Genomic DNA, 25,175 nt, shown 5'->3' with positions numbered 1-25,175 from the left:
GAGCTGGCTTGAAAGCATCGAGCCAGACGTTAACAGCCATCTTCCGTGTTTACAACAACTTGCGTAAAAAAATTTATCTGACAGTGCTAACTGAACGGCATTACCGCTCCGCCCTCGCCGCGATACGCACTCCGCACAACGACAGTCGCGGCACGATCGCGGCGACGCCGCCGCTCCCACAGGCCGCCACTCCCGCCGGGGTCACTCCCACACAGGCCACCGCTTCTGCAGCGACGGAGCTCTGCGTCAGTTCGGCTTGTGGAAGCGGAACTGACCGCCGGCGTCCAGATCGACGACGATCACATCCTTCGGGCCGAAGCTGCCTTCCAGAATCCGCTTCGAAAGCGGATTCTCGATGTGCTCCTGGATCGCACGCTTCAGCGGTCGGGCACCGAACACCGGATCGAAGCCGGCCTTGCCCAGTTCGGCCAGCGCGGTGTCCGACACCTGCAGCCCCATGTCGAGCTTGGCCAGACGCTTCTCCAGATAGCCGAGCTGGATCTTCGCGATGCTCTGAATATTGCGTTCGTCCAGCGCATGGAACACCACCACCTCGTCGATCCGGTTGATGAATTCCGGACGGAAGAAGGTTTTCACCTCGCCCATCACCGCCAGCTTCACGACGCCGTAATCCGAACCCGACATCTGCTGGATCATCTGGCTGCCGAGGTTGCTGGTCATCACGATGACCGTGTTCTTGAAGTCCACCGTGCGGCCCTGACCGTCGGTCATGCGACCGTCGTCGAGCACCTGCAGCAGCACGTTGAACACGTCCGGATGCGCCTTTTCGACCTCGTCGAACAGGATGACGCTGTACGGCTTGCGCCGCACTGCCTCGGTCAGGTAACCACCCTCGTCGTAACCGACATAGCCCGGCGGCGCGCCGATCAGGCGACTCACCGAATGCTTCTCCATGAATTCGCTCATGTCGATGCGGATCAGGTGGTCTTCCGAATCAAACAGGAATTCGGCCAGCGTCTTGCACAGCTCGGTCTTGCCGACACCCGTCGGGCCGAGGAACAGGAAGCTGCCGTACGGACGGTTCTCATCCGACAGCCCGGCGCGCGAGCGGCGGATCGCGTCGGACACAAGCCGCACCGCCTCGTCCTGACCGATCACGCGCTGGTGCAGCTTGTCTTCCATCTTCAGCAGCTTTTCGCGCTCGCCCTGCATCATCTTGCTGACCGGAATGCCGGTCGCACGCGACACGACCTCGGCGATTTCCTCGGCGCCGACTTCGGTGCGCAGCAGCTTGTTGGCGGGCTTCGCCGAACCGGTCTTTTCGGCCTGGTTCAGTTGCGCCTCGAGCTGGGGCAGCTTGCCGTACTGCAGTTCGGCAAGCTTGTCGAACTGGCCCTTGCGCTGCAGATCCGTCATCTGCGCACGCACCCTTTCGATCTCTTCACGGATGTGGCTGCTGCCGGCAACCTGCGCCTTTTCGCTCTTCCATATTTCCTCGAGGTCGTTGTATTCGCGCGCCAGCCGGGTGATTTCCTCCTCGATCAGGCCGAAGCGGCGCTGTGACGCCTCATCGGTTTCGCGCCGCATGGCCTCGCGCTCGATCTTCAGCTGGATCAACCGGCGGTCGAGCTTGTCCATCACCTCGGGCTTGGAATCGATTTCCATCTTGATCCGCGCGGCCGCTTCGTCGATCAGGTCGATCGCCTTGTCCGGCAGGAAACGGTCGGTGATGTAGCGATGGCTCAATTCGGCCGCAGCGACGATGGCCGGGTCGGTGATCTCGACGCCGTGATGCAGCTCGTACTTTTCCTGCAGGCCGCGCAGGATGGCGATGGTCGCTTCCACGCTCGGCTCGTCGACCAGTACCTTCTGGAAGCGGCGCTCGAGCGCGGCATCCTTTTCGATGTACTTGCGGTATTCGTCCAGCGTGGTGGCGCCGATGCAGTGCAGCTCACCGCGCGCCAGCGCCGGCTTGAGCATGTTGCCGGCGTCCATCGCGCCTTCACCCTTGCCGGCGCCGACCATGGTGTGCAGTTCGTCGATGAACATGATGATGCGGCCTTCGTCCTTGGCCACTTCGTTCAGCACGCTCTTCAGCCTCTCCTCGAATTCGCCGCGGTACTTCGCTCCGGCCAGCAGGCCGGCCATGTCGAGCACCAGCACGCGCTTGCCCTTGAGCGTTTCCGGCACTTCGTCATTGACGATGCGCTGCGCCAGCCCTTCGACGATGGCGGTCTTGCCGACGCCCGGCTCACCGATCAGCACCGGATTGTTCTTGGTGCGCCGCTGCAGGATCTGGATCGCTCGGCGAATCTCGTCGTCGCGCCCGATCACCGGGTCGAGCTTGCCTGCGGCGGCGCGCTCGGTCAGGTCGACGCAGTACTTCTTCAGCGCCTCACGCGACCCTTCGGCTTCCGCACTGCCGACCGACGAGCCGCCGCGCACCTGCTCGATCGCCTTTTCCAGCGTCGTACGGTCCAGCCCCGATTGCTTCAGAAGACGGCCGATATCGCCCTTGTCGCTGGCCGCCGCAAGCAGGAACATTTCGGACGCGATGAACTGGTCACCGCGCTTCTGCGCCTCGCGATCGGCGAGGTTCAGCAGATTCGTCAGATCGCGGCCGATCTGCACCTCGCCGCCGTGCCCCTCGACGGTCGCGATGCGCGAAAGCGCCTCTTCGACCGACTTCTTCAAAGGCGCGACGTTGGCGCCGGCGCGCTGCAGGAGCGACGTCGTAGCGCCGTCGTCCTGGTTGAGCAGCGCGAGCAGCAGGTGTGCCGGCTCGATGTACTGGTGGTCGCGGCCGACCGCAACGCTCTGGGCGTCGGCGATGGCCTGCTGGAATTTGGTGGTCAGTTTGTCGAAGCGCATCGGGGGTCCCCCTAATCATGGTCTGCACGCTATCTGGGGCAGACACTGCGCTTTTCAATCGGGCAGCGTTTGATGCGGATCAATTCGCGACGCACAGGCCGCGGCGGCTCCGGTACAGTGCGCCGGTCCGATACGCGCCATTCACGATGAACGCCACACCCAGGAACGCCAGCAAGATCATGAGTGCCGCCGAGGCGGTTGCCCGCATTCCCGATGGCGCGACCGTGGCCACCACCGGTTTCGTCGGCATCGGATTCGCCGAACATGTGGCGATCGCAGTCGAACAGCGCTTCATCGATACGCAGCATCCGCGCGACCTCACGCTGGTCTATGCGGCAGGTCAGGGCGACGGCCACTCGCGCGGCCTGAACCACTTCGGTCATGAAGGTCTGGTGAAGCGGGTGATCGGCGGCCACTGGGGTCTGGTGCCGCGGCTCCAGGCACTCGCCGTCGCCAACCGCATCGAGGCCTGGAATCTGCCGCAGGGCGTGATTTCGCAGCTGTTCCGCGACATCGCCGCGCATCGCCCCGGTCAGCTGACGCGCGTCGGACTCGATACCTTCGTCGACCCGATGCACGGCGGTGGCCGGATCAATGCGATCACGACCGAAGACATGGTCACCCGCATGCGCATCGGCGACGAGGACTTCCTCTTCTACAGGGCCTTTCCGGTGACGGTGGCGCTGGTGCGCGGCACCACGGCGGACATCGACGGCAACGTGACGATGGAGCGCGAGGCGCTGACGCAGGAGGCGCTGGCGGTCGCGATGGCGGCGCACAACTCGGGCGGTCTGGTCATCGTGCAGGTGGAACGCGTCGCGGCGCGCGGCTCGCTCAATCCGCGCCAGGTGAAAATTCCCGGCGTGCTGGTCGATTGCGTGGTCGTTGCGCCACCCGAGCATCACATGCAGACCTTTGCCTCGCACTACAACCCGGCGTATTCAGGTGAAGTACGGCTGCCGCCGGGCGCGCTCGCCGCCATGCCGCTGGACGTCCGCAAGGTGATCGCGCGCCGTGCTGCACTTGAACTGCGACCCGGCGACGTGGCGAATCTGGGCATCGGCATGCCTGAAGGTGTTGCATCGGTGGTGGCCGAAGAAGGCCTGGGCGATGTCGTGACGCTGACCGCCGAACCGGGCGTCATCGGCGGCATTCCGGCCGGCGGGCTGGACTTCGGGGCGGCGGTGAACACCCAGGCGGTGATCGACCAGCCCTATCAGTTCGATTTCTACGACGGTGGCGGACTGGACATCGCGGTGCTGGGTCTGGCGCAGGCGGACGCCGAGGGCAACCTGAACGTGTCCCGCTTCGGTTCGCGCCTGGCTGGCGCGGGTGGCTTCATCAATATTTCGCAGAACGCCCGCAGACTGGTGTTCGCCGGCAGTTTCACGACCGGTGAAAGCAATATCGCGGTCGAACGGGGCGCGCTGCGCATCCGGCGCGATGGCGACCAGATGAAGTTCGTGCAGGCGGTCGAGCACCGTACATTCAGTGGCCGCGAGGCGCTCCGCCGTGGCCAGCAGGTACTCTACGTCACCGAACGCTGCGTGTTCCGCCTGATCGACGGCGGACTCGAACTGATCGAGATTGCACCGGGCATCGACCTCGATCGCGATGTACTGTCCCGCATGGCATTCTTGCCCGTCGTTTCATCGTCGCTGCGGACGATGGATCCGGGCATCTTTGCCGACACCGTCATGGCGCTTGACGCGCAGTGGCGGCAGAATCTTTGACATTCACCTCACAAGGAGTCGTGCCATGAGCAATCCCGAGCAGATGTCGGAGCTGCAGAAGAAGAACATCGAGGCGGCGATGCGTCTGGCGCAGCTGTCGATGGAAAATTCTCAGCGCATCATGCAGCTGCAGGTCGCAACCGCCCGCGCACTGTTCGAAGAGAGCGTGGCCAACGCCCGTGCGCTGGCCGATGTGCGCGAACCGGCGAATCAGGTGGAACTGCGGTCGCAACTGGCCCGCTCGACCACCGAAAGGATGCTGGGCTGCGCGCGACAGATCGCGGAAATCACGTCGGAAACACAGGCGGAATTCGGCCGGCTGGTCGGTGAACAGCTGAACAGCGGCGGCTCCGACCTGATGGACAGCCTGCGCAAGCTGCTCGCCGGCATGCCGATCACCAGCACGCAATCGATGGGTTCGATGCAGGAAGCCATAGACAAGGCGCGCGGTGCGTTCGAACATATCAGCGCGCTCACCCGCAGTGCGTTCGAGCAGTTTGCCGGCGGCGCGACGGCTGCGCCGGCGCGTCCCAAGATGGCCGCGGAAACCGCTGCTGAGCCCGCTGCGCCGAACGAGGATGCGACATCGAAGCCGACCACGGCACCGAAGGTTGCCGCTGCGCCGGTCGCACCTGCCGCAAGAAAGGCACCGCGGCCGGCCGCCGAACCGGCGCGCAAACCCGTCACCGCAAAGCCGGCTGCTGAAAAACCGGCCGCCAGCACGGTCACGAAACCGGCCGCCAAGGCTGCGAAGCCTGCGGTGAAAGCGGCCGCCAAGCCAACTGCACCGGCCAAGGCAGTTCCGACCAANCGGTCACGAAACCGGCCGCCAAGGCTGCGAAGCCTGCGGTGAAAGCGGCCGCCAAGCCAACTGCACCGGCCAAGGCAGTTCCGACCAAGGCCGCACCCGCGAAACCCGCCGCGACACGCAGCAGGACGGCCGATTGACTGATCGGCGCTGCCGCAACGCCAGCGGAATGCAAAACGACCCGGGTGGCCTGAGCCACCCGGGTCGTTTTTCTTTCAAAGGCTGCTGACCGGAAAACCGGCCCGGCAAATTTACTTGCCCAAGCCCTTGAACGATGCCATTGCGGCCTGACCGGCTTCGGTCGCGAAAGCTGTGAACGTCTGACCCTGCGCCTGCAGCAGCTTGAACAGCGCGGTGTTGGCTTCCACATTGAAGCGGATCAGCTCTTCCGGGGTCTTCAGGCTGGCGGCCTTCTGTGCTTCGGACTGGAAGAAAGCCATCAGCTCTTCGCCGGATTTCTTCTGCAGCTCGATCGACTTGGCAATGGTCTGGGCCTGGATTGCCATCAGTGTCTGAACTGCTTCCATCGGCTTCTGAAAATCGGGTTTTGTCGTCATGGTAAGTCTCCTTTGGTTATGTTGCAGTGCAACAATACGCACAGATTACCCCTTACGATCCGGATGTCAATCACTTTTTGATGCTGTCGCTTCAGTTGCCCTTCTCCGTCCGGTTCAGGACTTGATCAGCCTCAGTGCACGCGGTTCGCTGCGCTGCTTGCTACCCAGGATGTTGTTTGCAAGCAGGTCGGCCGCACTGAGCGGACGAGAGAACAGATAGCCCTGCACGACATCGCAGCCCTGCGCCGACAGCCTCGAAAGCTGTTCTTCGCTTTCGACGCCTTCCGCCACAACCCGCATGCCCAGACCATGTGCCAGCGCGATCGTCGCGCGCACGATGGCTTCGTCGTCAGCGTCGCGCACCAGATCGCGTACGAACGCCCGATCCACCTTCAGTTCGTCGATCGGAAATCGCTTCAGATAGGACAACGATGAATAGCCGGTGCCGAAGTCGTCAACCGACAGCGACACGCCGAGCGCATGGATGTCGGCCAGCAGCGCAGCGACGTGATCGACGTCGCTCATCGCGGTGGTTTCAGTCAGTTCCAGCCGAAGCAGCGAGGGCTCGATGCCGGAGCGGGTCAGCGCGTCAGACACGCGACGCACCAGCGAACGCCCGAGGCACTGGCGCGCCGACACATTCACCGCGACGGGTACGACGTTCAACCCCTGGCGCGACCACTCGGCGATCTGCCGGGTGACGGCCTGCAGCACCCAGTCGCCGATCTCCTCGATCAGGCCGGATTCTTCGGCGACCGCAATGAAATCGACCGGCTGCAGCAATTCGCTTCCTGCGCCGCCCTCGCGTCGGAAGCGCAGCAGCGCTTCGAGCGCCGACAGACGACCGGTCGCCAATTCGTACTGCGGCTGGTAATGCACTTCGAAACGATTCTGCTCGAGCCCGTGGCGCAGATCCGATTCGAGTTCGATCCAGTCGCGTGTGCCGGCAATCATGTCATGCGCGTAGAAATGAATGGCTGCGCCAGCCTGTGACTTGCTGCGATACATCGCGGTATCGGCCATGGCAAAGAGGACGTCAGGATCGCTGCTGTCTTCGTGCGCGATGGCGACGCCGATGCTGCAAGAGAAGCGGAAATCGACGCCGTCGAGCGTGATCGTCTGGCCGACCGCATGCATCACCTTGGCCGCCACGCGAGACACGGCTTCGCGATCGCCCAGCCCCTGCAGGATGATCATGAACTCGTCGCCGCCCCAGCGTGCGACCGTGTCGCTGGCGCGGCAGACCGCGCGCAGCCGGTTGGCCAGCGTGGTCAGCACGGCGTCGCCCTGCTGATGGCCAAGACTGTCGTTGATGCGCTTGAAACGATCGAGGTCGACGAACATCACGGCAACGACGCCCGCGTCGCGCTGCGCCAGCACCTGACGCAGCCGGTCGCGCAGCAGAAGGCGGTTCGGCAGGCCGGTCAGCGCGTCGTGTGTTGCCTGATGCGCCAGACGTTCGGCTGCGTCTACGGTATCGCTGACATCGTTGAGCACCAGCACGACACCCTCGATGCGACCCGATGCATCGAACAGCGGGCTGGCCGACAGGCGCAGCGCGCGCGCGGGGCCGTCACGACCTGCCGGCATGCTCACGTGACCCGGCCGCGTCACCGATCGCGCGGTATCGCGACAGCGCTCTGCCAGCGCCGTTGTTTCGATCAGCAGGTCGCGGCCGAGTACGACCAGGTCGCCGAGCGCCCGCCCTTGCATGTGATCGATGGTCGATCCGACCAGCGCCAGCGCCTGCCGGTTCAGATAGCGGACGTTCAACTGCATGTCGAGCCGGAACACCGCATCGGAAATCGCCTGCAGCGTGGCATCGGCGCGGGCATTGGCACGGTTGAGGCGCAATCCGAGACGCAAGGACTGGGTAGCCAGCCAGCCGAGCGCACCCAGGGTGACAGCGATCGCGACGCTGCTCATTCCCAACCAGAGGGAAAGACCATCGAGCAGCATGAGTATGCCCAGCCAGGGCAGCAGCACGGCCAGCACCACCAGCACAACATCGCGCACGCGACGTTTCGGCCCCACCCACGTGACGGCACCGAGCAGGAGCAGACCGGCGAAGAGGCTCCAGCGCGGCGAAAGAGGAGTCACGACCGCGCCATTGTTCAGTGCCATGTAGGCACGCGCATGAAAATCAACCGACGTCATCGGTGCGCCGTGGCCGGACATCGGCGTCGCCAGTGGCACGCCCAGCCCTGCCGCCGTGACGCCGACCAGCACGGTGCGACCGCGCAGGGTTTCCGGCGGCACACGCCCCGCCAAGAGGTCGACCGCGGAAATATGACGCAGCGGCCAGTCATGCGACGACGGCAGCACGATGACTTCATGGTCGCGCACCCACCGCCCTGCGGCGGCCGCCCCGCCATCATGCTGCCGGCCCAGACCGGCCAGCGGGCGCGGCGGCTGTGACACATCCATCAGCGCCCAGGCAAATGCCGGCCATTGCGGACGGTGTTCGCCGGCTTCGAGAAAGAGGCGTCGCGCCAGCGCATCGGCGTCGAGCTCGACATCGACATGGCCAAGCCGCGCTGCCGCTGCGGCCAGTGCCGGCAGCGGCAGCAGCGTGTCGATGCCGCCGCCCGGCCGCGCCACCGGTGCAACCGGCAGCACCACATTGCCGGCGTGCGCAATCGCTTCGGCCAGGCGCCCGTCTTCGCGCAGGTCCGACGACGGTTCGGAGAACATGACCGGATAGCCGATGCCGGCCACACCGGCACGGTTCAACGCGTCGATCAATTCGGCATGGCGCGAGCGCGGCCAGGGCCATGCGCCCAGTGCCTTCAGGCTGGCCTCGTCGATGGCAATCACCAGCGGCGCACTGACTGCGCTGGCCGGTGCGTCGGCCGATACGCCCTGCGCGACCAGCAGATCGTGCACCAGCAGGTCGGCGCGCTCCAGCGCACGTGGCGACAGGGCATGCAGTACCAGCAGAAGGGCGATCGCAGCCAACCAGGGCAAGCGCCCATGGTCAAGCAGCGCGACGGCGATGCGCTGCGCTGCTTTCATCGGGCAAACCTGCCACACCAGTCAAGCGACTCGACAACCTTCATGCGGGCTCCTGTCAGAGCAACAAAAGCAGCGGCAGCAGCCACCAGGGTTGAAAGGACGGCGGCGGCTCGGGCACGGTGATGACTTGTACGGGGGCCCAGTCACCTTCGACACCGTCGGCGGCGAAGCTGCGCACGCGCAGCAGGTAGCGTCCGGGCACGGCATCGCGCAGCAGATACCCGGCGCTGTCGAGCCGGGTATCGACCAGCGGCTGCGCGAAGTCATCGCCCGTCGCTATCTGCAGCTGGTAGCGCACGCCGTCTCCCGCGCTGCGCCAGCGCAGTGCGAGCCCGTCGGGCGACGCCTCCGGTGCTTCCATCGCCGGACCGGGTTCGGGGCGCCGGAACGGTTGCGGGTCGCTGAACGGCCCGGCCCCTTCGTCGGGATTGCTGCTCGCCACGCGCCAGAAATAGCTGCCCGGCGGCAAAACGGCTTCGGACGCATACGCCGGCTCGATGAGATCGCGGCGGTCGACGATCAGGCTGTCGAAAGCTCTGGTCGCCGACAGCTGAAGGCGCCAGCGCTCGTCGGCGCGTGACCGGCTCCAGCTCATCGCCGGCCGGTCGTCGCTGATGCGGGCATTCGGCGCCGGGCTGACCAGCACCGGTGGTTCCGGGCGTGCATCAAGCGTCAGCGGCCATTCCGCATCGCGCCCTTCGAGGCCGGTCGCATCGATACCGCGCACACGAATCCGATACTCGCCATCGGGCAGCGTGGCGACTGCAACGGTGGCCTCAGAGGAGGTACGGTCGGACAGCACGGTGTCGAAGCGGGCATCCGGTGCGACCTGCACGCGGTAGGCCGTGGCATCGGCGAGCGCCGGAAAGGGCAGAGTGAGCGGCAATCGGTCGGCGAAAAGGGTCTGCGACGCCGGCGCGGGCAGCAACGCACGCGGTGGCGCAATGGGCGCGCCGCGCACGGCCGATGCACCCTGCCCGGCAGCTACCTGCTGTTCGCCCGCGGTATTGCCGAAGGCGACACGGCCTTCAATGACCTCATTGCGCGTATCGGCATCACCGGCATGCACACGGAAGCGCGTGCCGCGCACGGCGGCGATCGCGGCCGGCGTATCGATCTCGAAACGGCTCGCCGTGCCGCTGCGCGGTACCACCAGACTTTCCAGCGAGCCGCGCAGCAGGTCAAGCCGCACCCAGGTACCCGCGCCGGCTGCGAAATCGGCGGACTGGCGTACGCTCAGTTCACTGCCCGGACGCAGTTGTACGCGGCTGCCGTCGCTGAACCCGAGCGCCGCACTGCCTGCTTCGCCGGTCAGCACGCGCGTGCCGACGGCCAGCAACTGGCCGGCCACCGCTGCGCTGCGCCGCCCGTCCGCAGCGATCACGACCACGTCGCCCTGCACCGCGTCGAGCCTCACCTCGCGCGTGCGCAGCTTCAGCCAGTCTTCGGGTATCAGCAGCCGGGTACCTGGCTGCATGCGGCGCGGCTCGGTGATCCGGTTGTAGCGCTGGATGCGCGGCCAGTAGGACAGATCCTTCAGATAGCGCTGGGTGAGGTTCCACGGGTTGTCACCCTCGCGGACGATATAGGCGAAATCGGCCGCCTGTGCCGACGACACCGGAATGGCCAGCGTTGGCATCAGCGACAGAGCTAGCGGAATGGACAGGAAACCGGCAGGCAGCGTTGGTACGGGCATCGGAACCTCGGGCGCGCAGCTGCGAAGAACATAGGCCTGAATCCTAGTCGCATCGAAACACACTCGCCATCCGTCGTCCGGCCTAGCTCAGGGTGCCGCGGCCAACCCCTGCCAGCCGCCGCCGACCGCCTTGTTCAGCAGCGCGCTGGCCGAAAACTGCCGTCCGCGCAGCTGGGCCAGGCTGCGCTCATCGTCGAGCGCCGTGGTCTGCGCGGTGATCACTTCGGTGTAGTTGGCGATGCCTGCCCTATAGCGGTTCAGCGCCAGCGTCTCCGCCTCGCGCGACGCTTCAAGGGCCTGGGCACGCAATGCCGCTTCGTCTTCCAGCAGGCGCAGCGCGCTCAGGTTGTCTTCCACCTCCTGAAGCGCACCGAGCACGGTCTGCCGGTACTGGGCGACCGTGATGTCGTGCGCCGCACGCGCCGATTCGATCTGCGCATCGCGCCGGCCGCCGTCGTACACCGCCTGCGCCACGCTCAGGCCGAAAGACCACACGAGGTTGGACGCCGAGAACCACTGCGCGAACTGGTTGCCGGCATAGCCGGTCGAGGCATTCAGCGTCAGCGACGGGAACCAGGCCGCCTGCGCCACGCCGATACGCGCGTTGGCGGCGGCCACGCGACGTTCGGCCGCCGCAACGTCGGGGCGCCGCTCGAGCAGCGTCGACGGCAGACCGACCGGCGTGGCCGGGGGTGCGGCCGGCCAGTCGGCCGATTCCAGCGCGAATGCGGATGGCGGCGCACCGATCAGCACCGCAATGGCGTTCTGCAACTGCGTACGCGTCAGATCGAGATCGACCGACTGCGCCTGGGCAGCGCGCAGCTGCGCCAGCGCCTGCACCTCGTCACCGCGTGTCGATACGCCGGCGGCGACGCGGTTGCGCGCCAGTTCGAGCGCGCGCTCGAAGGACGCGACGGTGCGCCGGTACAGGTCGCGCTGATGGTCAGTCGCGCGCAGCTGGAAGTAGTTCTGCACCAGTTCGGCGTGCAGGCTCAGCCGCACCGACGCCAGATCACCGGCGCTGCCGTCGAGTTCGGCACCGGCCGCTTCGACCTCGCGTCCGATGCGCCCCCACAGATCCGCCTCCCAGCTGGCATCCAGGCCGAGCTGTGTGGTGTTGGACTGGTTCGCCGAACGGCCTTCGATCGCCGCACCGCGGCTGCGCCGGGCCGCCGCAGACAGCCCGATTTCAGGCGTGTAGCCGGCACGCGCCAGCTGCGCGGCCGCGCGCGCCTGACGGAAGCTGCCGAGCGCGGACTGCAGGTCCGGGTTGGCCGCATCGAGCCGCACGATCAGGTCATCGAGCACAGGATCGCCGTAGGCGCGCCACCATTCGCCCCGCGGCAGATGGTCGGCCGGCTCGGCCGGCTTCCAGCCTTCGGCGGCGCGGAAATCGGCGGGCATGTCGAACGCCGGTCGCTGGTGATCGGGACCGATCGAGGTGCAGCCTGCGGCAATCAATGCCAGCAGGAGTGCGCACAGGAAGGGAGGAGGACGGAGGAGCAGCATGTTCATGGCGTCACCGTGCGGCCGCGGCCGGCGAACCACCGGCGGCTGTAGCGGCTGAAACGTTCGAGATAGAGATAGGTGACCGGCGTCGTGTAGAGCGTCAGCAACTGGCTGACCACCAGGCCGCCGACCACCGCAATGCCCAGCGGCTGGCGCAGTTCCGAGCCTTCGCCGAAGCCGATGGCCAGCGGCAGCGCGCCGACCATGGCCGCCAGCGTGGTCATCAGGATGGGCCGCAATCGCATCAGGCAGGCCTCGCGTATCGCCTCGTGCGGCGAGCAGCCGCGGTTGCGTTCCGCGTCGAGCGCGAAGTCGATCATCATGATGGCGTTCTTCATGACGACGCCGATCAGCAGCAGCAGGCCGATGATGGCGATCAGCCCGAATTCGATGTTGAATGCCATCAGCGCGAGGATGGCGCCGATGCCGGCCGACGGCAGCGTGCTCAGGATGGTCAGCGGATGAATCAGGCTTTCGTACAGGATGCCGAGCACCAGATAGACCGCGATCATGGCACCCAGCACCAGCAGTGGCTGGTTCGACAGCGACTGCTGGAAGGCGCGCGCCGAGCCCTGGAAACCGGCGTTGACGCTGGCCGGCACGCCGATCTCCCGCATCGCGCTGCGGATGGCTTCCATGCCCTGCGCCAGCGTCACGCCCTCGGCGGTACCGAACGAAATGGTCGTCGACACCTTGCCGCCCAGATGCGAAATCGACAGCGGCATGGTGCCTTGGGTGACCCGGGAAAAACTGTCCAGCGGTACCAGCTGGCCGTCGGCGCCGGCGACGCGCACCGCATCGAGCGCCGAAACGTCCTGCGCCCACGCCGGATCGACTTCCAGCACCACCTTGTATTGATTGAGGGGTTCGTACAACGTGCTGATCTGGCGCTGCGCGAAGGCGTCGTTGAGCACCTGGTTCACGCCGCCCGGCGTGATGCCCAGCCGCGCCAGCGTGTCGCGGTCATAGACCAGCAGGGTTTGCGAGGCGCGGTCTTCCTGGTCGGTCGACACATCGACCAGCTGCGGCAGGTCACGCATCGCGAAGCGTACTTTCGGCTCCCATTCGCGCAGCACGCGCAGGCTGTCGGCGGTCAGCGTGAACTGGTATTGCGACGATGAACGCAGGCCGCCGATGCGCAGGTCCTGCGCCGCCACGAGAAACAGCGACACGCCCTCGATTCGCCCCAGCTTGCCGCGCAGCCGGCCGATCACCTGATCCGCCGTCGCCTCGCGCTCGGACAACGGCTTCAGGTTGACGAAGAAACTGGCGTTGTTCGCACCACCGCCGCGTCCGCCGCCGGTGAAGGCGCTGACATTGGCGACCGCCGGATCGGCGCGCACCACCTCGACCGCCTGCGCCATCTTCTTCGTCATGACCTGGAAGGACGTCGTCTGGTCACCGCGCAGGCTGCCGAACAGCCGGCCGGTGTCCTGATTCGGGAAGAAGCCCTTGGGCACGATGACGAAGAGCCAGAGGTTGAGTGCAATCGCGCCGGCAAAGATCAGCATGACGATGCGTGTATGGCGCAGCGCCCAGTCGAGACTGTGCGAGTAGGCGAGCTGGATGTCGTCGAACACGCGCGCCAGCGCGCGCTGCCAGCGTGCTTCCTGTTCGACCGGCTGGTGGCGCAGCAGGCGCGCTGCCAGCATCGGCGCCGCGGTCAGCGACACCACCATGGACACCAGCACGGCCACCGACAGCGTGAGCGCGAATTCGCGAAACAGCCGGCCGACGATGCCACCCATCAACAGGATGGGGATGAACACCGCCACCAGCGACAGGCTGATCGCCACCACCGTGAAGCCGACCTCGCGTACACCCTTCACCGCCGCTTCGAAGGGTTTCATGCCGCGCTCGATGTGGCGCGCGATGTTCTCGATCACCACCACCGCATCGTCGACCACGAAGCCGGTGGCAATCGTCAGCGCCATCAACGACAGGTTGTTCAGACTGAAGCCGAGCAGGTACATGACCGCCAGGCTGCCGGCCAGCGACACCGGCACGACGATGGCGGGTATCAGCGTGGCGCGTGCGTTGCGCAGGAACAGGAACACCACCAGGATGACCATGCCGACTGCAATGGCCAGCGCGATCTCCACCTCGTGCAGCGCGCTGCGTATCGTGACCGCGCTGTCCGACACCACTTCAAGCGTGGCTGAGGCGGGCAGGCTGGCCGCCAGTTCCGGCAGCAGCGCGTGCACCCGGTCGACGGTTTCGATCACATTGCTGCCCGGCCGCTTGAATACCACCAGCAGCACCGTGGGCTTGCCATTCGTCAGGCCGAGGTTGCGCACGTCCTGCACCGATTCGGTCACCGTCGCGACATCGCCCAGGCGCAGCGTGGCGCCCGAGGTGTGGCGCAGGATCAGCGGCACATAGTCGGCCGCGCGCCGCACCTGATCATTGGCATCGATCTGCCAGTAACGATCGCCGGATTCGACGAACCCCTTGGGGCGATAGACATTGCTTTCGCTGATGCGCGCACGCACGTCCTCCAGCGTCAGACCATGCTGATGCAGCACATCCGGATTGACCTGCACGCGCACCCCCGGCGGCGACCCGCCGCCCACGGTCACTTCGCCGATGCCCGGAATCTGCGCCATCTTCTGCGCCAGCACGGTCTGCGCGATGTCATACAGGCGTGGAATCGGCACCGTGTCGGACGTGATCGCGAGAATCATGATCGGCGCGTCGGCCGGATTCACCTTGCGGTAGCTCGGATTGGACGGCAGGCTCGTCGGCAGGCTGGCGCGCGCAGCATTGATCGCCGCCTGCACGTCGCGCGCCGCGCCCTCGACATCGCGCTCCAGTTCGAACTGCAGCGTCACCCGGGTATTGCCCTGCGAACTGCTCGACGTCATTTCGGTGACGCCGGCGATGCGCCCCATCGTGCGTTCCAGCGGCGTGGCCACGGTCGCCGCCATCACTTCCGGGCTGGCACCGGGCAGCGACGCACTGACCGATATGGTCGGGAAGTCGACCTGCGGCAGTGCGGCCACCGGCAGCAGCACGAAAGCCAGTGCGCCGGACAGCGCGATGGCCGCCGTCAACAGCGTGGTCGCGACCGGGCGGTAGACCGACCAGGCCCAGCCGCTCACGCCCGATGCTCCTGCGCTGCGGGGCTGCGCGCCGCGAACAGCCGGCCGAACGCGAGATAGATGACCGGCGTGGTGTACAGCGTCAGCACCTGGCTCACCAGCAGGCCGCCGACCATCGTCAGACCCAGCGGGTGGCGCAGTTCTGATCCCATGCCGCCGCCCAGCATCAGCGGCAGCGCACCGAGCAGAGCGGCCATCGTGGTCATCAGGATGGGACGCAGGCGCAGCAGGCAGGCCTGATAGATCGCGTCGCGCGGTGCCATGCCCTGCGTGCGTTCGGCGTCGAGCGCAAAGTCGATCATCATGATCGCGTTCTTCTTGACGATGCCGATCAGCAGGATGATGCCGATCACGGCAATCATGTCGAGCGCGTGACCGGTGCCGAGCAGCGCCAGCAGCGCGCCGATCGCGGCCGATGGCAGCGTGCTCAGGATGGTCAGCGGATGGATGAAGCTTTCGTACAGCACGCCCAGCACGATATACATGGTCGCGACCGCGGCGAGGATGAGCCACAGCGTGTCGCTGAGCGAAGCGCGGAACGCTTCGGCCGACCCTTCGTAAGTCACGGTGAGCGTGGCCGGCATGGCGAGCGCGCGGCGCGTGGCGTCGATGGCGTCGACCGCTTCGCCGAGCGACACGCGGTCGGGCAGGTTGAACGACACCGTGGCGGCCGGAAACTGGCCCTGCCGGCCGATCGACAGGCGGGCCGGCCGCTCTTCGATTCGCACCAGACTGCCCAGCGGAATCTGCTCGCCGGTGGCCGACATCACATGGATCTGCGAAATCGCTTCCGGGCCCTGCTGGAACTGCGGCTGCGCTTCGAGCACCACGCGGTACTGGCTGGACTGCGTGAAGATGGTCGAAATGAGGCGCTGGCCGAAGGCGTTGTACAGCGCGGCATCGATGTCGGCCACCGTCACGCCGACCCGGGCGGCGGCTGCGCGGTCGATGTTCACATAGGCCTGCAGGCCGCCGGTCGTCAGATCGGTCGTGACGGCGGACAGCTTGTCCGACTGCTGCAACGCTGCAACCAGCTTCGGCACCCATTCGAGCAGGTCGTCCTGGTTGGTGGCCTGCAGGACGAAAGGATACTGCGCGCGACTGACCCGGTCCTCGATCGTCAGATCCTGCACCGGCTGCAGATGCAGCGTGATGCCCGGCACCTCGCGCGCCAGACCCTCCAGCCGACGGGCGATCTCGGGCGCGCGTGCGTCGCGGTCAGCCAGGTCTTTCAGACGTATCTGCATGCGGCCGGTGTTCAGCGTCGGATTCTGGCCATCGACGCCGATGAAGGAACTGATGTTCTCCACATCCGGGTCGCGCAGCAGCACTTCGGCCAGCGCCTGCTGGCGCGCGCTCATCGCCGAGAAGGACACGGTCGGTTCGGCTTCCGAAATGCCCTGGATCAGCCCGGTGTCCTGCACCGGAAAGAAGCCCTTGGGCACGGCGAGGTAGAGCAACGCGGTCAGCACGAAGGTGGCCAGGGTGACGGCCAGCGTCAGCGGCTGGTGATCGAGCACCCAGCGCAGCGTGCGCGAATAGCCGGCCAGCAGGCGGGCATACCAGCCCTCTTCGGCTGCATTCTCCGGTTCGGCCTTCAGCAGGCGGGCCGCCATCATCGGCGTCAGCGTCAGCGACACGACGGCCGACAGCAGGATGGCGATGGTCAGCGTGAGCGCGAATTCGCGGAACAGCCGGCCGACCACGTCCTGCATGAACAACAGCGGAATCAGCACCGCCACCAGCGACACGGTCAGCGAAATGATGGTGAAGCCGATCTGCTTCGCGCCGTCGAGCGCGGCCTGCATCGGCGTCTTGCCCTGTTCCAGGTGGCGCGCGATGTTTTCGGTCATCACGATGGCGTCATCGACGACAAAGCCGGCAGCGATGGTCAGCGCCATCAGCGTCAGGTTGTTCACCGAAAAGCCGGCCATGTACATGACGGCGAAGGTGCCGATCAGCGACAGCGGCACCGCCACCGCAGGGATGACCGTGGCGCGCACATTGCGCAGGAACAGGAAGATGACCAGCACGACGAGTGCGACGGCCATCACCAGTTCGATCTGCACGTCGCGCACCGAGGTGCGGATCGATTCGGTGCGGTCGGTCAGCACGGCCACATCGACCGCATCGGGCAACGAGGCCTGCAGTTCGGGCAGCAGCGCCTGGATGCGCGAGACCACGTCGATCACGTTGGCGCCCGGCTGGCGCTGGATGTTCAGGATGAGCGACGGCGTCTGGTTGGCCCAGGCGGCCAGCAGCCGGTTTTCCGGTCCATCGACCACCTCGGCGACGTCCTCGAGCCGGATCGGCGCGCCGTTCTTCCACGCAATCACACTCTTCCGGTATTCGGCCGCCGACCGCAGCTGGTCGTTGGCATCCAGCGTGGTGGCGCGGGTCGGTCCGTCGAAACTGCCCTTGGCCTGGCTGGAACTGGTGCTGACGACGGCGGCGCGCAGCTGTTCGAGGCTCAGCCCGTAGGACGCCACCGCCGACGGATTGACCCGCACGCGCACGGCGCGCCGCTGGCCGCCGGAAATGCTCACCAGCCCGACGCCCGACTGCTGCGAAATCTTCTGCGCCAGACGCGTGCTGACGGCCTCTTCCAGCAGGTGGAGCGGCAACGCATTGGAACTGATGGCCAGCGTCATCACCGGTGCATCTGCCGGATTGACCTTGCTGTAGACCGGCGGTGCCGGCAGTTCCTGCGGCAGCAGCGTCGCGGCGGCATTGATCGCCGCCTGCACCTCCTGCTGCGCGGTATCGAGCGATATGTTCAGACCGAAGCGCAGCGTGACCACCGAGGCGCCGGCCGAACTGACGGAATTCATCTGCACCAGCCCGGGCATCTGACCGAACTGGCGCTCCAGCGGCGAGGTGATCAGCGAAGTGGTGAGTTCGGGGCTGGCACCCGGGTAGTAGGTGACCACCTGCATCGTCGGGTAGTCGACCTGCGGCAGCGCCGATACCGGCAGCAGCCGGTAGGCGATGAAGCCGGTCACCAGCAGCGCGATCATCAGCAGCGAGGTCGCCACCGGACGCAGGATGAACAGTCTGGACGGGTTCATGGACGTGACCGGTCAGCGCGCCGGCGCGGCGTCACGACGCCCCGGCTGCGCCGCGTCCGGCTTGCCGGCACGGGCACCGGTGGCTGGCGCATCGCCGATCTTCACCTTGTCGCCTTCGCGCAGGCGGTCGACGCCATCGGTCACGACGCGCTCGCCGGGCTGCACGCCTTCGTTCACCTGCTGCAGTTCGCCCGCCAGCGTGCCGGTCTTCACCGGCCGCATCGCCACCGTCCGGTCGTCACCGACGACGTACACGAAAGTGCCGCTGGCGCTGCGCTGTATCGCGGTGACCGGCACCACGACGGCACCGGACACCGTTTCGACGCGCACCCGCACATTGACGAACTGGTTCGGAAACAGCACGTCGTTGCGGTTTTCGAACATCGCCTTGGCCTTGACGGTGCCGGTGGCGACATCGATCTGGTTGTCCAGGATGCGCAGCGTGCCCGTGGTGAGCACACTGCGGTTCTCGCGGTCCCACGCTTCCACTGCCAGACCGCCGCGCTGCGCGATGGCTGCGCGCACCGCCGGCAGTTCCGGCGCCGGCAGCGAAAATACGACCGAAATCGGCGCTTCCTGCGTGATGGTCAGCAGGCCTTCGGTATCCGACGCGCGCACGATGTTGCCCGGCGTCGCCTGACGCAAACCGACGCGCCCGCTGATCGGCGCCGTGATGCGCGAATAGCTCAGCGAAAGCTGCGCCGCCGAAATGCTTGCGTCGTCTGCCTTGATCGCGGCCTCGTACTCGCGCACAAGCGCCTGCTGGTTGGTCACCTGCTGGGTCGCGATCGAATCCTGCTTCAGCAGCGTTTCGTAGCGGTTCAGGTCCTCGCGCGCATTGGTCAGCAGCGCCTGGTTGCGCAGCTTCGCCGCCTGCGTCTGCGCCAGTTCGACCTCGAAGGCACGCGGATCGATCCGTGCCAGCAGATCACCCTTCTTCACCCGCTGGCCTTCGGTGAAATGGAGCGAGCGCAACTCACCTTCGACGCGGCTGCGTACCACGACGCTTTCGATCGGCGTCACCGTACCGAGCGCACTCACCGTCACCGGCAGATCCGCCAGCGTGGCCAGTGCGGTACCGACCCTTGATTCGCCACCGAAGCGACGACCCGCGGCGCCGGGTGCGCCGGATGCCGCACCGGCCGGCCGGGCGCCCGGCGGTCCGCCGCCTTCGGCAGGCGCACCGGTGCGCTCCCGCGCAAGAAACCAGCCGGCCGTCAGACCGGCCAGTACCAGCAACATCAGTATCCAGGGCCAGCGTGGCTTGCGAATAACGGGGGGCGTCGTCGTCATGGAATATCGGTCGAAGTGAAATCGGTGGCGCAGGGCACGAGCCACGGGAAAGCGGATGACCCCGGCTCGACGCGATGCCATTGTCGGCTGCGCATGTTAATCACGTCGCGGCGCGCCGGGCGGACTTGTGAATGGACTGTGAACGGCGATAAGCGCTCGTCACCGCGTCGCTCGACCGGGTCGTATGTCGATGCCGGAACGCGGTGTTGAGCGGCGCCCGGCACATGGGGTTCCGCAGGCGCCGAAATTGCGTCTGTTAAACTACTGAAGTCTTCTACAGGCTCAGCCAGCAGTTCCACCGCGCGGCCCTGCGTTTTTCCGCGGGACACCCCATCCCGCTGTCCGGTCTCACACCCTGCGTCAGGTCGCTTCCACTCCGTCTTTCGGGAGAGCGAAGCCTTGCTTGTCCATCTGCTGCCGCTTGCGGCACTTCTGTCAGGCGTTGCCCTGCTCTTGCTGGGCAGCGGTCTGCTGACCACCCTGCTCGCCGTGCGCGGCGGCCTCGAAGGCTTCGGCAGCCCCTTCATGGGACTGCTCGGGTCGATGTTCTTTGCCGGCTTCCTGGTCGGCACGCATGTCGCACCGCGAATGATCCGCCGGGTCGGGCACGTTCGTGCGTTTGCCTTCTTCACGTCAGCGGTGGCCTGCGGCGTGCTGCTGCACGAACTGCTGGTCGTGCCCTGGGTGTGGGCACTGGTCCGCCTGCTCACCGGTATTTCCATGGTCGGGCTGTACACCATCGTCGAAAGCTGGCTGAACAGCCAGGCGGCGCCGGCACAGCGCGCCCGTGTGTTTTCGGTCTACATGGGCGTGAATCTGGGCGCTCTCGCGTTGTCGCAGCAACTGCTGCATCTGGGACCGGCCAGCGGTCACGTGCTGTTCGGCGTGGCGGCGCTGCTGGTGTCGGCAGCCGTGATGCCGGTGGCCGCGACCCGGCTGATCCAGCCGGTGCTCGACCACAGTGCCTCGGTCGACCTGAAAAGTCTTTACGCCAAGGCGCCGATCGCGCTCGCCGCGGCCTTCGCGTCGGGCCTGGCCATGGGCGCCTTCTGGGGTCTGGGCGCGGTGTGGGCCGACGGCCACGGCCTGGGACATCAGGGCATCGCGGCCTTCATGACCGCCACCATCCTGGGGGGTGCGCTGTTCCAGTGGCCGATCGGTCTGCTGTCCGACCGCATTGATCGAGGCCGCGCGATCGCCTTCGTAGCGTTCGGCGCCACGGTGTGCGCCATCGTACTGATGGCAGCCGCCAGCCACGGCACGCTGGCGACCAGCATGGCTGGCTTCATCTACGGCGGATTCGCGTTCGCGCTCTATCCGATGGCAGTCGCCCGCATGATCGACCGACTCGAGCCACACGAGGTGCTTTCGGGCAGCAGCAGCCTGCTGCTGATACATGGCGCGGGTGCCGCCGCCGGCCCGCTGCTGGCCGGGTTCGCCATGGCGCTGGCCGGCGACGCAGCCCTGCCGCTGTGGTTCGCCGCGACCCAGGGCGCCCTTGCGATCGGCGCCTCGTCACTGTTGCGCCGGCTCACGCCGGACATCGCCCATCAGACCCGCTTCCAGCCCATGGTGCGCACCGCATCGACCGCCTTCGACATGGTCGACGGCGCGCACCCGAACGACCTTCCTTCCACTCGACCCAGCCCGGAGACCCGCTGACCCGAACCCGCAACCTGCCCTGAAAGGACTTCATCATGCTTCTCGCCACCGATCTTGACGGCACCTTCCTTGCCGGCGCCCCGGAAGCGCGCCTGCGCCTGTACCAGCGCATCGCAGCCGACCCCGAAGTGACACTCGTGTTCGTGACCGGACGCGGCCTCGAGGCCGTGCTGCCCATCCTGTCCGACCCGACGATACCGGTGCCGCACTACATCATCGCCGACGTCGGCGCGACCGTCGTCGATGGCGCCACTCGGCAGGCGGTGCAGCCGCTGCAGTCGGCGATCGATGTCGTATGGCCGGGTGAACTCGCCGTGACCGAAGCACTCGCCGGCTTCGAGCGGCTGCAGCGGCAGGAAGTCCCCCAGCAGCGACGCTGCTCCTATTTCTGTGATGGCGATGCGGTGACCGAAGACATCCACGCCGCGGCGGCGGCACTGGGCTGCGACGTGCTGTACTCGGCCGACCGCTATCTCGACATCCTGCCGCCCGGCGTGAACAAGGGCAGCACGCTGCGCAAGCTGGTGCGCCATCTGGGCATCGACCCCGAACATGTACTGGTGGCCGGCGACACGCTGAACGACCTGTCGATGTTCGAACAGGGTTTCCGCGGTGTCTGCGTCGGTGAATCGGAACCCGCTCTGCTGGCGGCGACGATGGACCGCTCGCGCATCGTGCATGCGTCGCGCATCGGCTGCGGCGGCATCATCGACGCACTGCGCAGCTTCCGCATGATGCGCTTCGATCCGGTCGGCCCGGTCACCGGCGGCGGCGATGCCGAGCTGGTCATCGTCTATCACCGGCTGCCTTACGAAGAATCCATCGAGGACGGCATCGTGAAGCAGCGCCGCCCGAGTTCGCCCAACGGCATCATTCCGACGCTGTTGAGCTTCTTTGCCGAAGGCCGGCAGGGCTCATGGGTGGCCTGGTCCACACTCAATGCGGAATCGACCGATTTCGAGGTGCACACCACCGTCGATCGCCAGCGCTATCCCAATCTGACCTGCGCCCGGGTCGCACTGGACAAGCACGACGTCGACATCTTCTACAAGCGCTTCTCGAAAGAGGCCTTCTGGCCGACGCTGCACACCTTCTGGGAGCGCGCGCAGTTCCGCGAAGACCACTGGCAGGTTTTCCTGAAGGTGAACCGGCTGTTCGCCGAACGCAGCGCAGCCGAGGCTGCGCCGGGTGCCACGGTATGGCTGCACGACTACAACCTGTGGATGGTGCCGGCGACACTCCGCGAAATGCGGCCCGACCTGAAGATTGCCTTCTTCCACCATACCTACTTTCCGTCCGCCGACGTGTTCAACGTGATGCCGTGGCGGCGTGACATCGTCGGCAGCCTGCTGCAATGCGACTACATCGGCTTCCACATACCGCGCCAGGCGGAGAATTTCGTCGACGTGGCGCGTGGTGTGGCGCCGCTGAAGGTACTCGAATCGCGCAACTGCGCGCCGCGCTTCCTGACCTACGGCTGTGCTGTCGGGCTGGACGAGATGACCACCGCAATCGAGGTGCATGGCCGCCGGATCGGCATCGGTGCCCATCCGGTCGGGCTGGATGTGCAGCGTGTCGGACGCCTGCTGGCCGATCCGGCGACCGCCCGGCGCATGGACAGCCTGCGCCACGAACTGGACGGCCGCCGCGCCATCCTGTCGGTCGAGCGGCTGGATTACACGAAGGGCACGCTGGAAAAGCTCATCGCCTTCGAACAGTTGCTCGAGCGCTACCCCGAAATGCGCCAGAAGATCACGCTGATCACCGTGTGCGTGCCGGCCGCGAGCGAAATGACCATCTACCGCTCGCTGCAGACGCAGATCGAGCAGGCGGTCGGTCGCATCAATGGCCGCTATTCGAGAGTGGGCTGGACGCCGGTGCAGTTCTTCTTCCGCGCCATTCCGTTCGAGGAACTGATTGCCTACTACGCGGTGGCCGATGTCATGTGGATCACGCCGCTGCGTGATGGCCTCAATCTGGTCGCCAAGGAATTCGTCGCGGTGCAGGGCCTGATGCAGGGCGGCGGCGTGCTGGTGCTGTCCGAATTCGCCGGCGCCGCCGCCGAACTGCACGGCGCCGTGCTGACCAATCCGCACGACATCAACGATCTGCGCGAGAAGTGCTACTACGCACTGAACATGCACCGCGCCGAAGCCGAGTCACGCCTGCGCGAACTGCTGGCCATCGTGCAGTACAACGATGTGCATCGCTGGGGGCAGGAATTCCTGGCGGCCGTCGCCGCTTCGGTCAACGGCGTACCGGATGCAATCGAGCCGTCCTGATCAGCGAAACAGCCACACCACGATCAGTACCGCGAATGCGATCAGCGCAGCACCCGCTTGCAGCGAGCGCGGCGCCGGGCCGGCGTCCGGCAAGGCGCGGGCCGGTGCCGCGCCGATCCCGGCTGACGCCTGCCACACCAGGGCAGCCAGCAGCGTCGTCGCGAACAGCAGCCCTGCGACAATGGTGAAGTGCGGCACCGCCCACCCCGCCACCGATGCCGCCAACATCGCTGCGCTGATCGCATGTCCGGTAAGCAAGCCGCGCAGCGCGGCCGATGCGCCGACGCGGTTGTTCGTCATCGCCAGTGCAAACACCGCCACCAGGGGTGGCACCACGTACGAAAAGGCCTGTTGAAGATAGGCAAACAGCCCGGGGAAGTGCGCGATCTGCGGCGCCCACAGCGCAGCCAGCAGCATGAAGCCCAGCGTGCTCGCGCGGCCCAGCCTGGCCTGATGGCGCGCACTCAGGCCAGGCCGGCGCGGCAACACGAAATCGCAGATGAGCAATGTCGAGGCCGAATTGAGCGCCGAATCGACGCTGGACATCATGGCGGCGATCAGGCCGGCCACCATCAGCCCGGCCAGACCGACCGGCGCATAGTGCAGGATGAGTTCGACGAACACCGTGTCGGGCTGATCCAGGCCAGGCAGCAGCACCGCCGCCATCACACCCGGCATCACCATCAGGAACAGCGGCAACAGCTTGAGCGCAGCGGCAATGAGCGCGCCCTGTCCGGCTGCGCGCAGGTCGCGTGCGCCAAGCAGGCGCTGCGCGACATACTGGTTCATTGTCCAGTAGTAAAAGCTCAGCACGGGCAAACCGATCAGCGTACCCAGCCATGGCAGCACCGGATCATCCATCGGCCGGAGCAGCGAAAGCCGCTCCGGTTCGACCGCTGCAACCAGTCGCCCCCAGTCGTGATCGAACTGGCCGAACACGATCGTGCTCATGACCACGGCACCGGTCAGCAACACCACCGTCTGCAGCATGTCGGTATAGACGACCGCACGCAATCCACCGGCCGCGGTGTACAGGCCGGCGAACAAGGCCAGTCCGGCGCAGGCCGCACCCAGTGTCACGCCGGGCACCATCTGGCTCAGGATGAGGCCGCCGGCGTAGAGGCTGCCGGCGGTATCCAGTGCCAGACTGAGGAAGAGCGAGGTACCGGACAGATAGCGTCTCAGCCGCGCATCGAAACGCCGTTCGAGCAGTTCCGGCACAGTGGTGAGCCGGCCACGGATGAAGGTCGGCAGCACGAATACCGCGGAGAACACCAGAACGAGCGCCGCCACCCACTCGTAGTTCGCAACCGAAATCCCGTGTGCGTAGGCCGCCCCGGGCAGACCGATCAGCGTGGTGGACGAAATGTTGGACGCGAACAGCGAAAGTCCGATCGCCAGCGGTCCGAGGCTGCGGCCTGCAAGGAAAAGTTCATCCGCGTCCGGCGCTGCGCGCGAGGCCCATACGCACAGCACGATGGTCACAAGCAGGTAGATCGCGATCACGACCAGGTCGGGCGTCTGCAACATGCAGGGGCTTTCGTGATGAACGCATGCAACGGCCATCGTGGACGTGGTGGCTGCAGGCGCAAGATGCAGGGCGACCGGCGTGCCGCGCT

At 66.3% G+C, this 25,175-nt stretch carries 13 protein-coding genes; 4 read left to right on the top strand and 9 right to left on the bottom strand.

The features are described 5' to 3' along the window. Window positions 1-246: 246 nt before the first annotated feature. Window positions 247-2,832: an ATP-dependent chaperone ClpB gene (clpB, locus tag NMQ16_RS15060; RefSeq protein WP_257081671.1), complete on the bottom strand. Its 2,586-nt coding sequence runs from the start codon at window positions 2,830-2,832 to the stop codon at window positions 247-249. A 146-nt stretch (window positions 2,833-2,978) separates the two neighbouring features. Here clpB and NMQ16_RS15055 point away from each other — a divergent pair, with 146 nt between their 5' ends. Both NMQ16_RS15055 and NMQ16_RS15050 read left to right on the top strand, forming a co-directional pair. Next, complete coding sequence (locus NMQ16_RS15055; protein ID WP_257081669.1) at window positions 2,979-4,565, top strand: acyl CoA:acetate/3-ketoacid CoA transferase; 1,587 nt, start codon at window positions 2,979-2,981, stop codon at window positions 4,563-4,565. 25 nt (window positions 4,566-4,590) lie between these two features. Beyond that, window positions 4,591-5,418 (top strand): phasin family protein, encoded by an 828-nt coding sequence (locus tag NMQ16_RS15050; RefSeq protein ID WP_257081668.1) that lies wholly within the window; start codon window positions 4,591-4,593, stop codon window positions 5,416-5,418. Between the two features lie 206 nt (window positions 5,419-5,624). Here NMQ16_RS15050 and NMQ16_RS15045 read toward each other — a convergent pair whose 3' ends face one another. From NMQ16_RS15045 to NMQ16_RS15015, 7 genes are all read right to left on the bottom strand, one after another. Next, window positions 5,625-5,930, bottom strand: coding sequence for a hypothetical protein (locus NMQ16_RS15045; RefSeq protein ID WP_069037728.1), 306 nt, complete (start codon window positions 5,928-5,930; stop codon window positions 5,625-5,627). 114 nt (window positions 5,931-6,044) lie between these two features. Beyond that, the gene (locus NMQ16_RS15040; protein ID WP_257081667.1) at window positions 6,045-8,945 is read right to left on the bottom strand and encodes an EAL domain-containing protein; all 2,901 of its coding nucleotides are present in this window, start codon (window positions 8,943-8,945) and stop codon (window positions 6,045-6,047) included. A gap of 55 nt (window positions 8,946-9,000) precedes the next feature. Beyond that, on the bottom strand, window positions 9,001-10,641 hold the full coding sequence (locus NMQ16_RS15035; protein WP_257081666.1) for a FecR domain-containing protein: 1,641 nt from the start codon (window positions 10,639-10,641) through the stop codon (window positions 9,001-9,003). An 87-nt stretch (window positions 10,642-10,728) separates the two neighbouring features. After that, window positions 10,729-12,156 carry an efflux transporter outer membrane subunit gene (locus tag NMQ16_RS15030; protein ID WP_257081665.1) on the bottom strand — a complete coding sequence of 476 codons (1,428 nt, stop codon included), beginning with the start codon at window positions 12,154-12,156 and terminating at the stop codon, window positions 10,729-10,731. After that, a complete protein-coding gene (locus NMQ16_RS15025; protein ID WP_257081664.1) occupies window positions 12,153-15,251 on the bottom strand; it encodes a multidrug efflux RND transporter permease subunit in 3,099 nt (1,032 codons plus the stop codon). The genes NMQ16_RS15030 and NMQ16_RS15025 overlap by 4 nt, the downstream gene beginning before the upstream one ends. Beyond that, window positions 15,248-18,319, bottom strand: coding sequence for a multidrug efflux RND transporter permease subunit (locus NMQ16_RS15020; RefSeq protein ID WP_257081663.1), 3,072 nt, complete (start codon window positions 18,317-18,319; stop codon window positions 15,248-15,250). Before NMQ16_RS15020 ends, NMQ16_RS15025 begins: the two co-directional genes overlap by 4 nt. A 12-nt stretch (window positions 18,320-18,331) precedes the next feature. Further along, window positions 18,332-19,612, bottom strand: a complete 1,281-nt coding sequence (locus NMQ16_RS15015) for an MdtA/MuxA family multidrug efflux RND transporter periplasmic adaptor subunit (protein ID WP_257081662.1) — start codon at window positions 19,610-19,612, stop codon at window positions 18,332-18,334. Between the two features lie 399 nt (window positions 19,613-20,011). Here NMQ16_RS15015 and NMQ16_RS15010 point away from each other — a divergent pair, with 399 nt between their 5' ends. Both NMQ16_RS15010 and ggpS read left to right on the top strand, forming a co-directional pair. Continuing rightward, window positions 20,012-21,274 carry an MFS transporter gene (locus tag NMQ16_RS15010; RefSeq protein WP_257081660.1) on the top strand — a complete coding sequence of 421 codons (1,263 nt, stop codon included), beginning with the start codon at window positions 20,012-20,014 and terminating at the stop codon, window positions 21,272-21,274. Window positions 21,275-21,309: 35 nt separating this feature from the next. Then, window positions 21,310-23,556: a glucosylglycerol-phosphate synthase gene (gene ggpS, locus NMQ16_RS15005; RefSeq protein ID WP_257081659.1), complete on the top strand. Its 2,247-nt coding sequence runs from the start codon at window positions 21,310-21,312 to the stop codon at window positions 23,554-23,556. Here the strand turns inward: ggpS and NMQ16_RS15000 are convergent, their stop codons facing one another. Continuing rightward, complete coding sequence (locus tag NMQ16_RS15000) at window positions 23,557-25,086, bottom strand: sodium/solute symporter (RefSeq protein WP_257081658.1); 1,530 nt, start codon at window positions 25,084-25,086, stop codon at window positions 23,557-23,559. Window positions 25,087-25,175 lie beyond the last annotated feature (89 nt).

The sequence above is a fragment of the Methyloversatilis sp. XJ19-49 genome, from assembly GCF_024580145.1.
In the GTDB taxonomy this organism is placed as follows: domain Bacteria; phylum Pseudomonadota; class Gammaproteobacteria; order Burkholderiales; family Rhodocyclaceae; genus Methyloversatilis.
The sequence above is the reverse complement of the archived record's forward strand: the minus strand, read 5'-3'. Positions and strand labels throughout refer to the sequence as shown.

What these genes read in the sequence shown, in the direction of transcription:
- clpB (WP_257081671.1), bottom strand. Translation starts at nt 2,832, where the DNA reads ATGCGCTTCGACAAACTGACCACCAAATTCCAGCAGGCCATCGCCGAC.
- NMQ16_RS15055 (WP_257081669.1), top strand. Translation starts at nt 2,979, where the DNA reads ATGAACGCCACACCCAGGAACGCCAGCAAGATCATGAGTGCCGCCGAG.
- NMQ16_RS15045 (WP_069037728.1), bottom strand. Translation starts at nt 5,930, where the DNA reads ATGACGACAAAACCCGATTTTCAGAAGCCGATGGAAGCAGTTCAGACA.
- NMQ16_RS15040 (WP_257081667.1), bottom strand. Translation starts at nt 8,945, where the DNA reads ATGAAAGCAGCGCAGCGCATCGCCGTCGCGCTGCTTGACCATGGGCGC.
- NMQ16_RS15035 (WP_257081666.1), bottom strand. Translation starts at nt 10,641, where the DNA reads ATGCCCGTACCAACGCTGCCTGCCGGTTTCCTGTCCATTCCGCTAGCT.
- NMQ16_RS15030 (WP_257081665.1), bottom strand. Translation starts at nt 12,156, where the DNA reads ATGAACATGCTGCTCCTCCGTCCTCCTCCCTTCCTGTGCGCACTCCTG.
- NMQ16_RS15020 (WP_257081663.1), bottom strand. Translation starts at nt 18,319, where the DNA reads ATGAACCCGTCCAGACTGTTCATCCTGCGTCCGGTGGCGACCTCGCTG.
- NMQ16_RS15015 (WP_257081662.1), bottom strand. Translation starts at nt 19,612, where the DNA reads ATGACGACGACGCCCCCCGTTATTCGCAAGCCACGCTGGCCCTGGATA.
- ggpS (WP_257081659.1), top strand. Translation starts at nt 21,310, where the DNA reads ATGCTTCTCGCCACCGATCTTGACGGCACCTTCCTTGCCGGCGCCCCG.
- NMQ16_RS15000 (WP_257081658.1), bottom strand. Translation starts at nt 25,086, where the DNA reads ATGTTGCAGACGCCCGACCTGGTCGTGATCGCGATCTACCTGCTTGTG.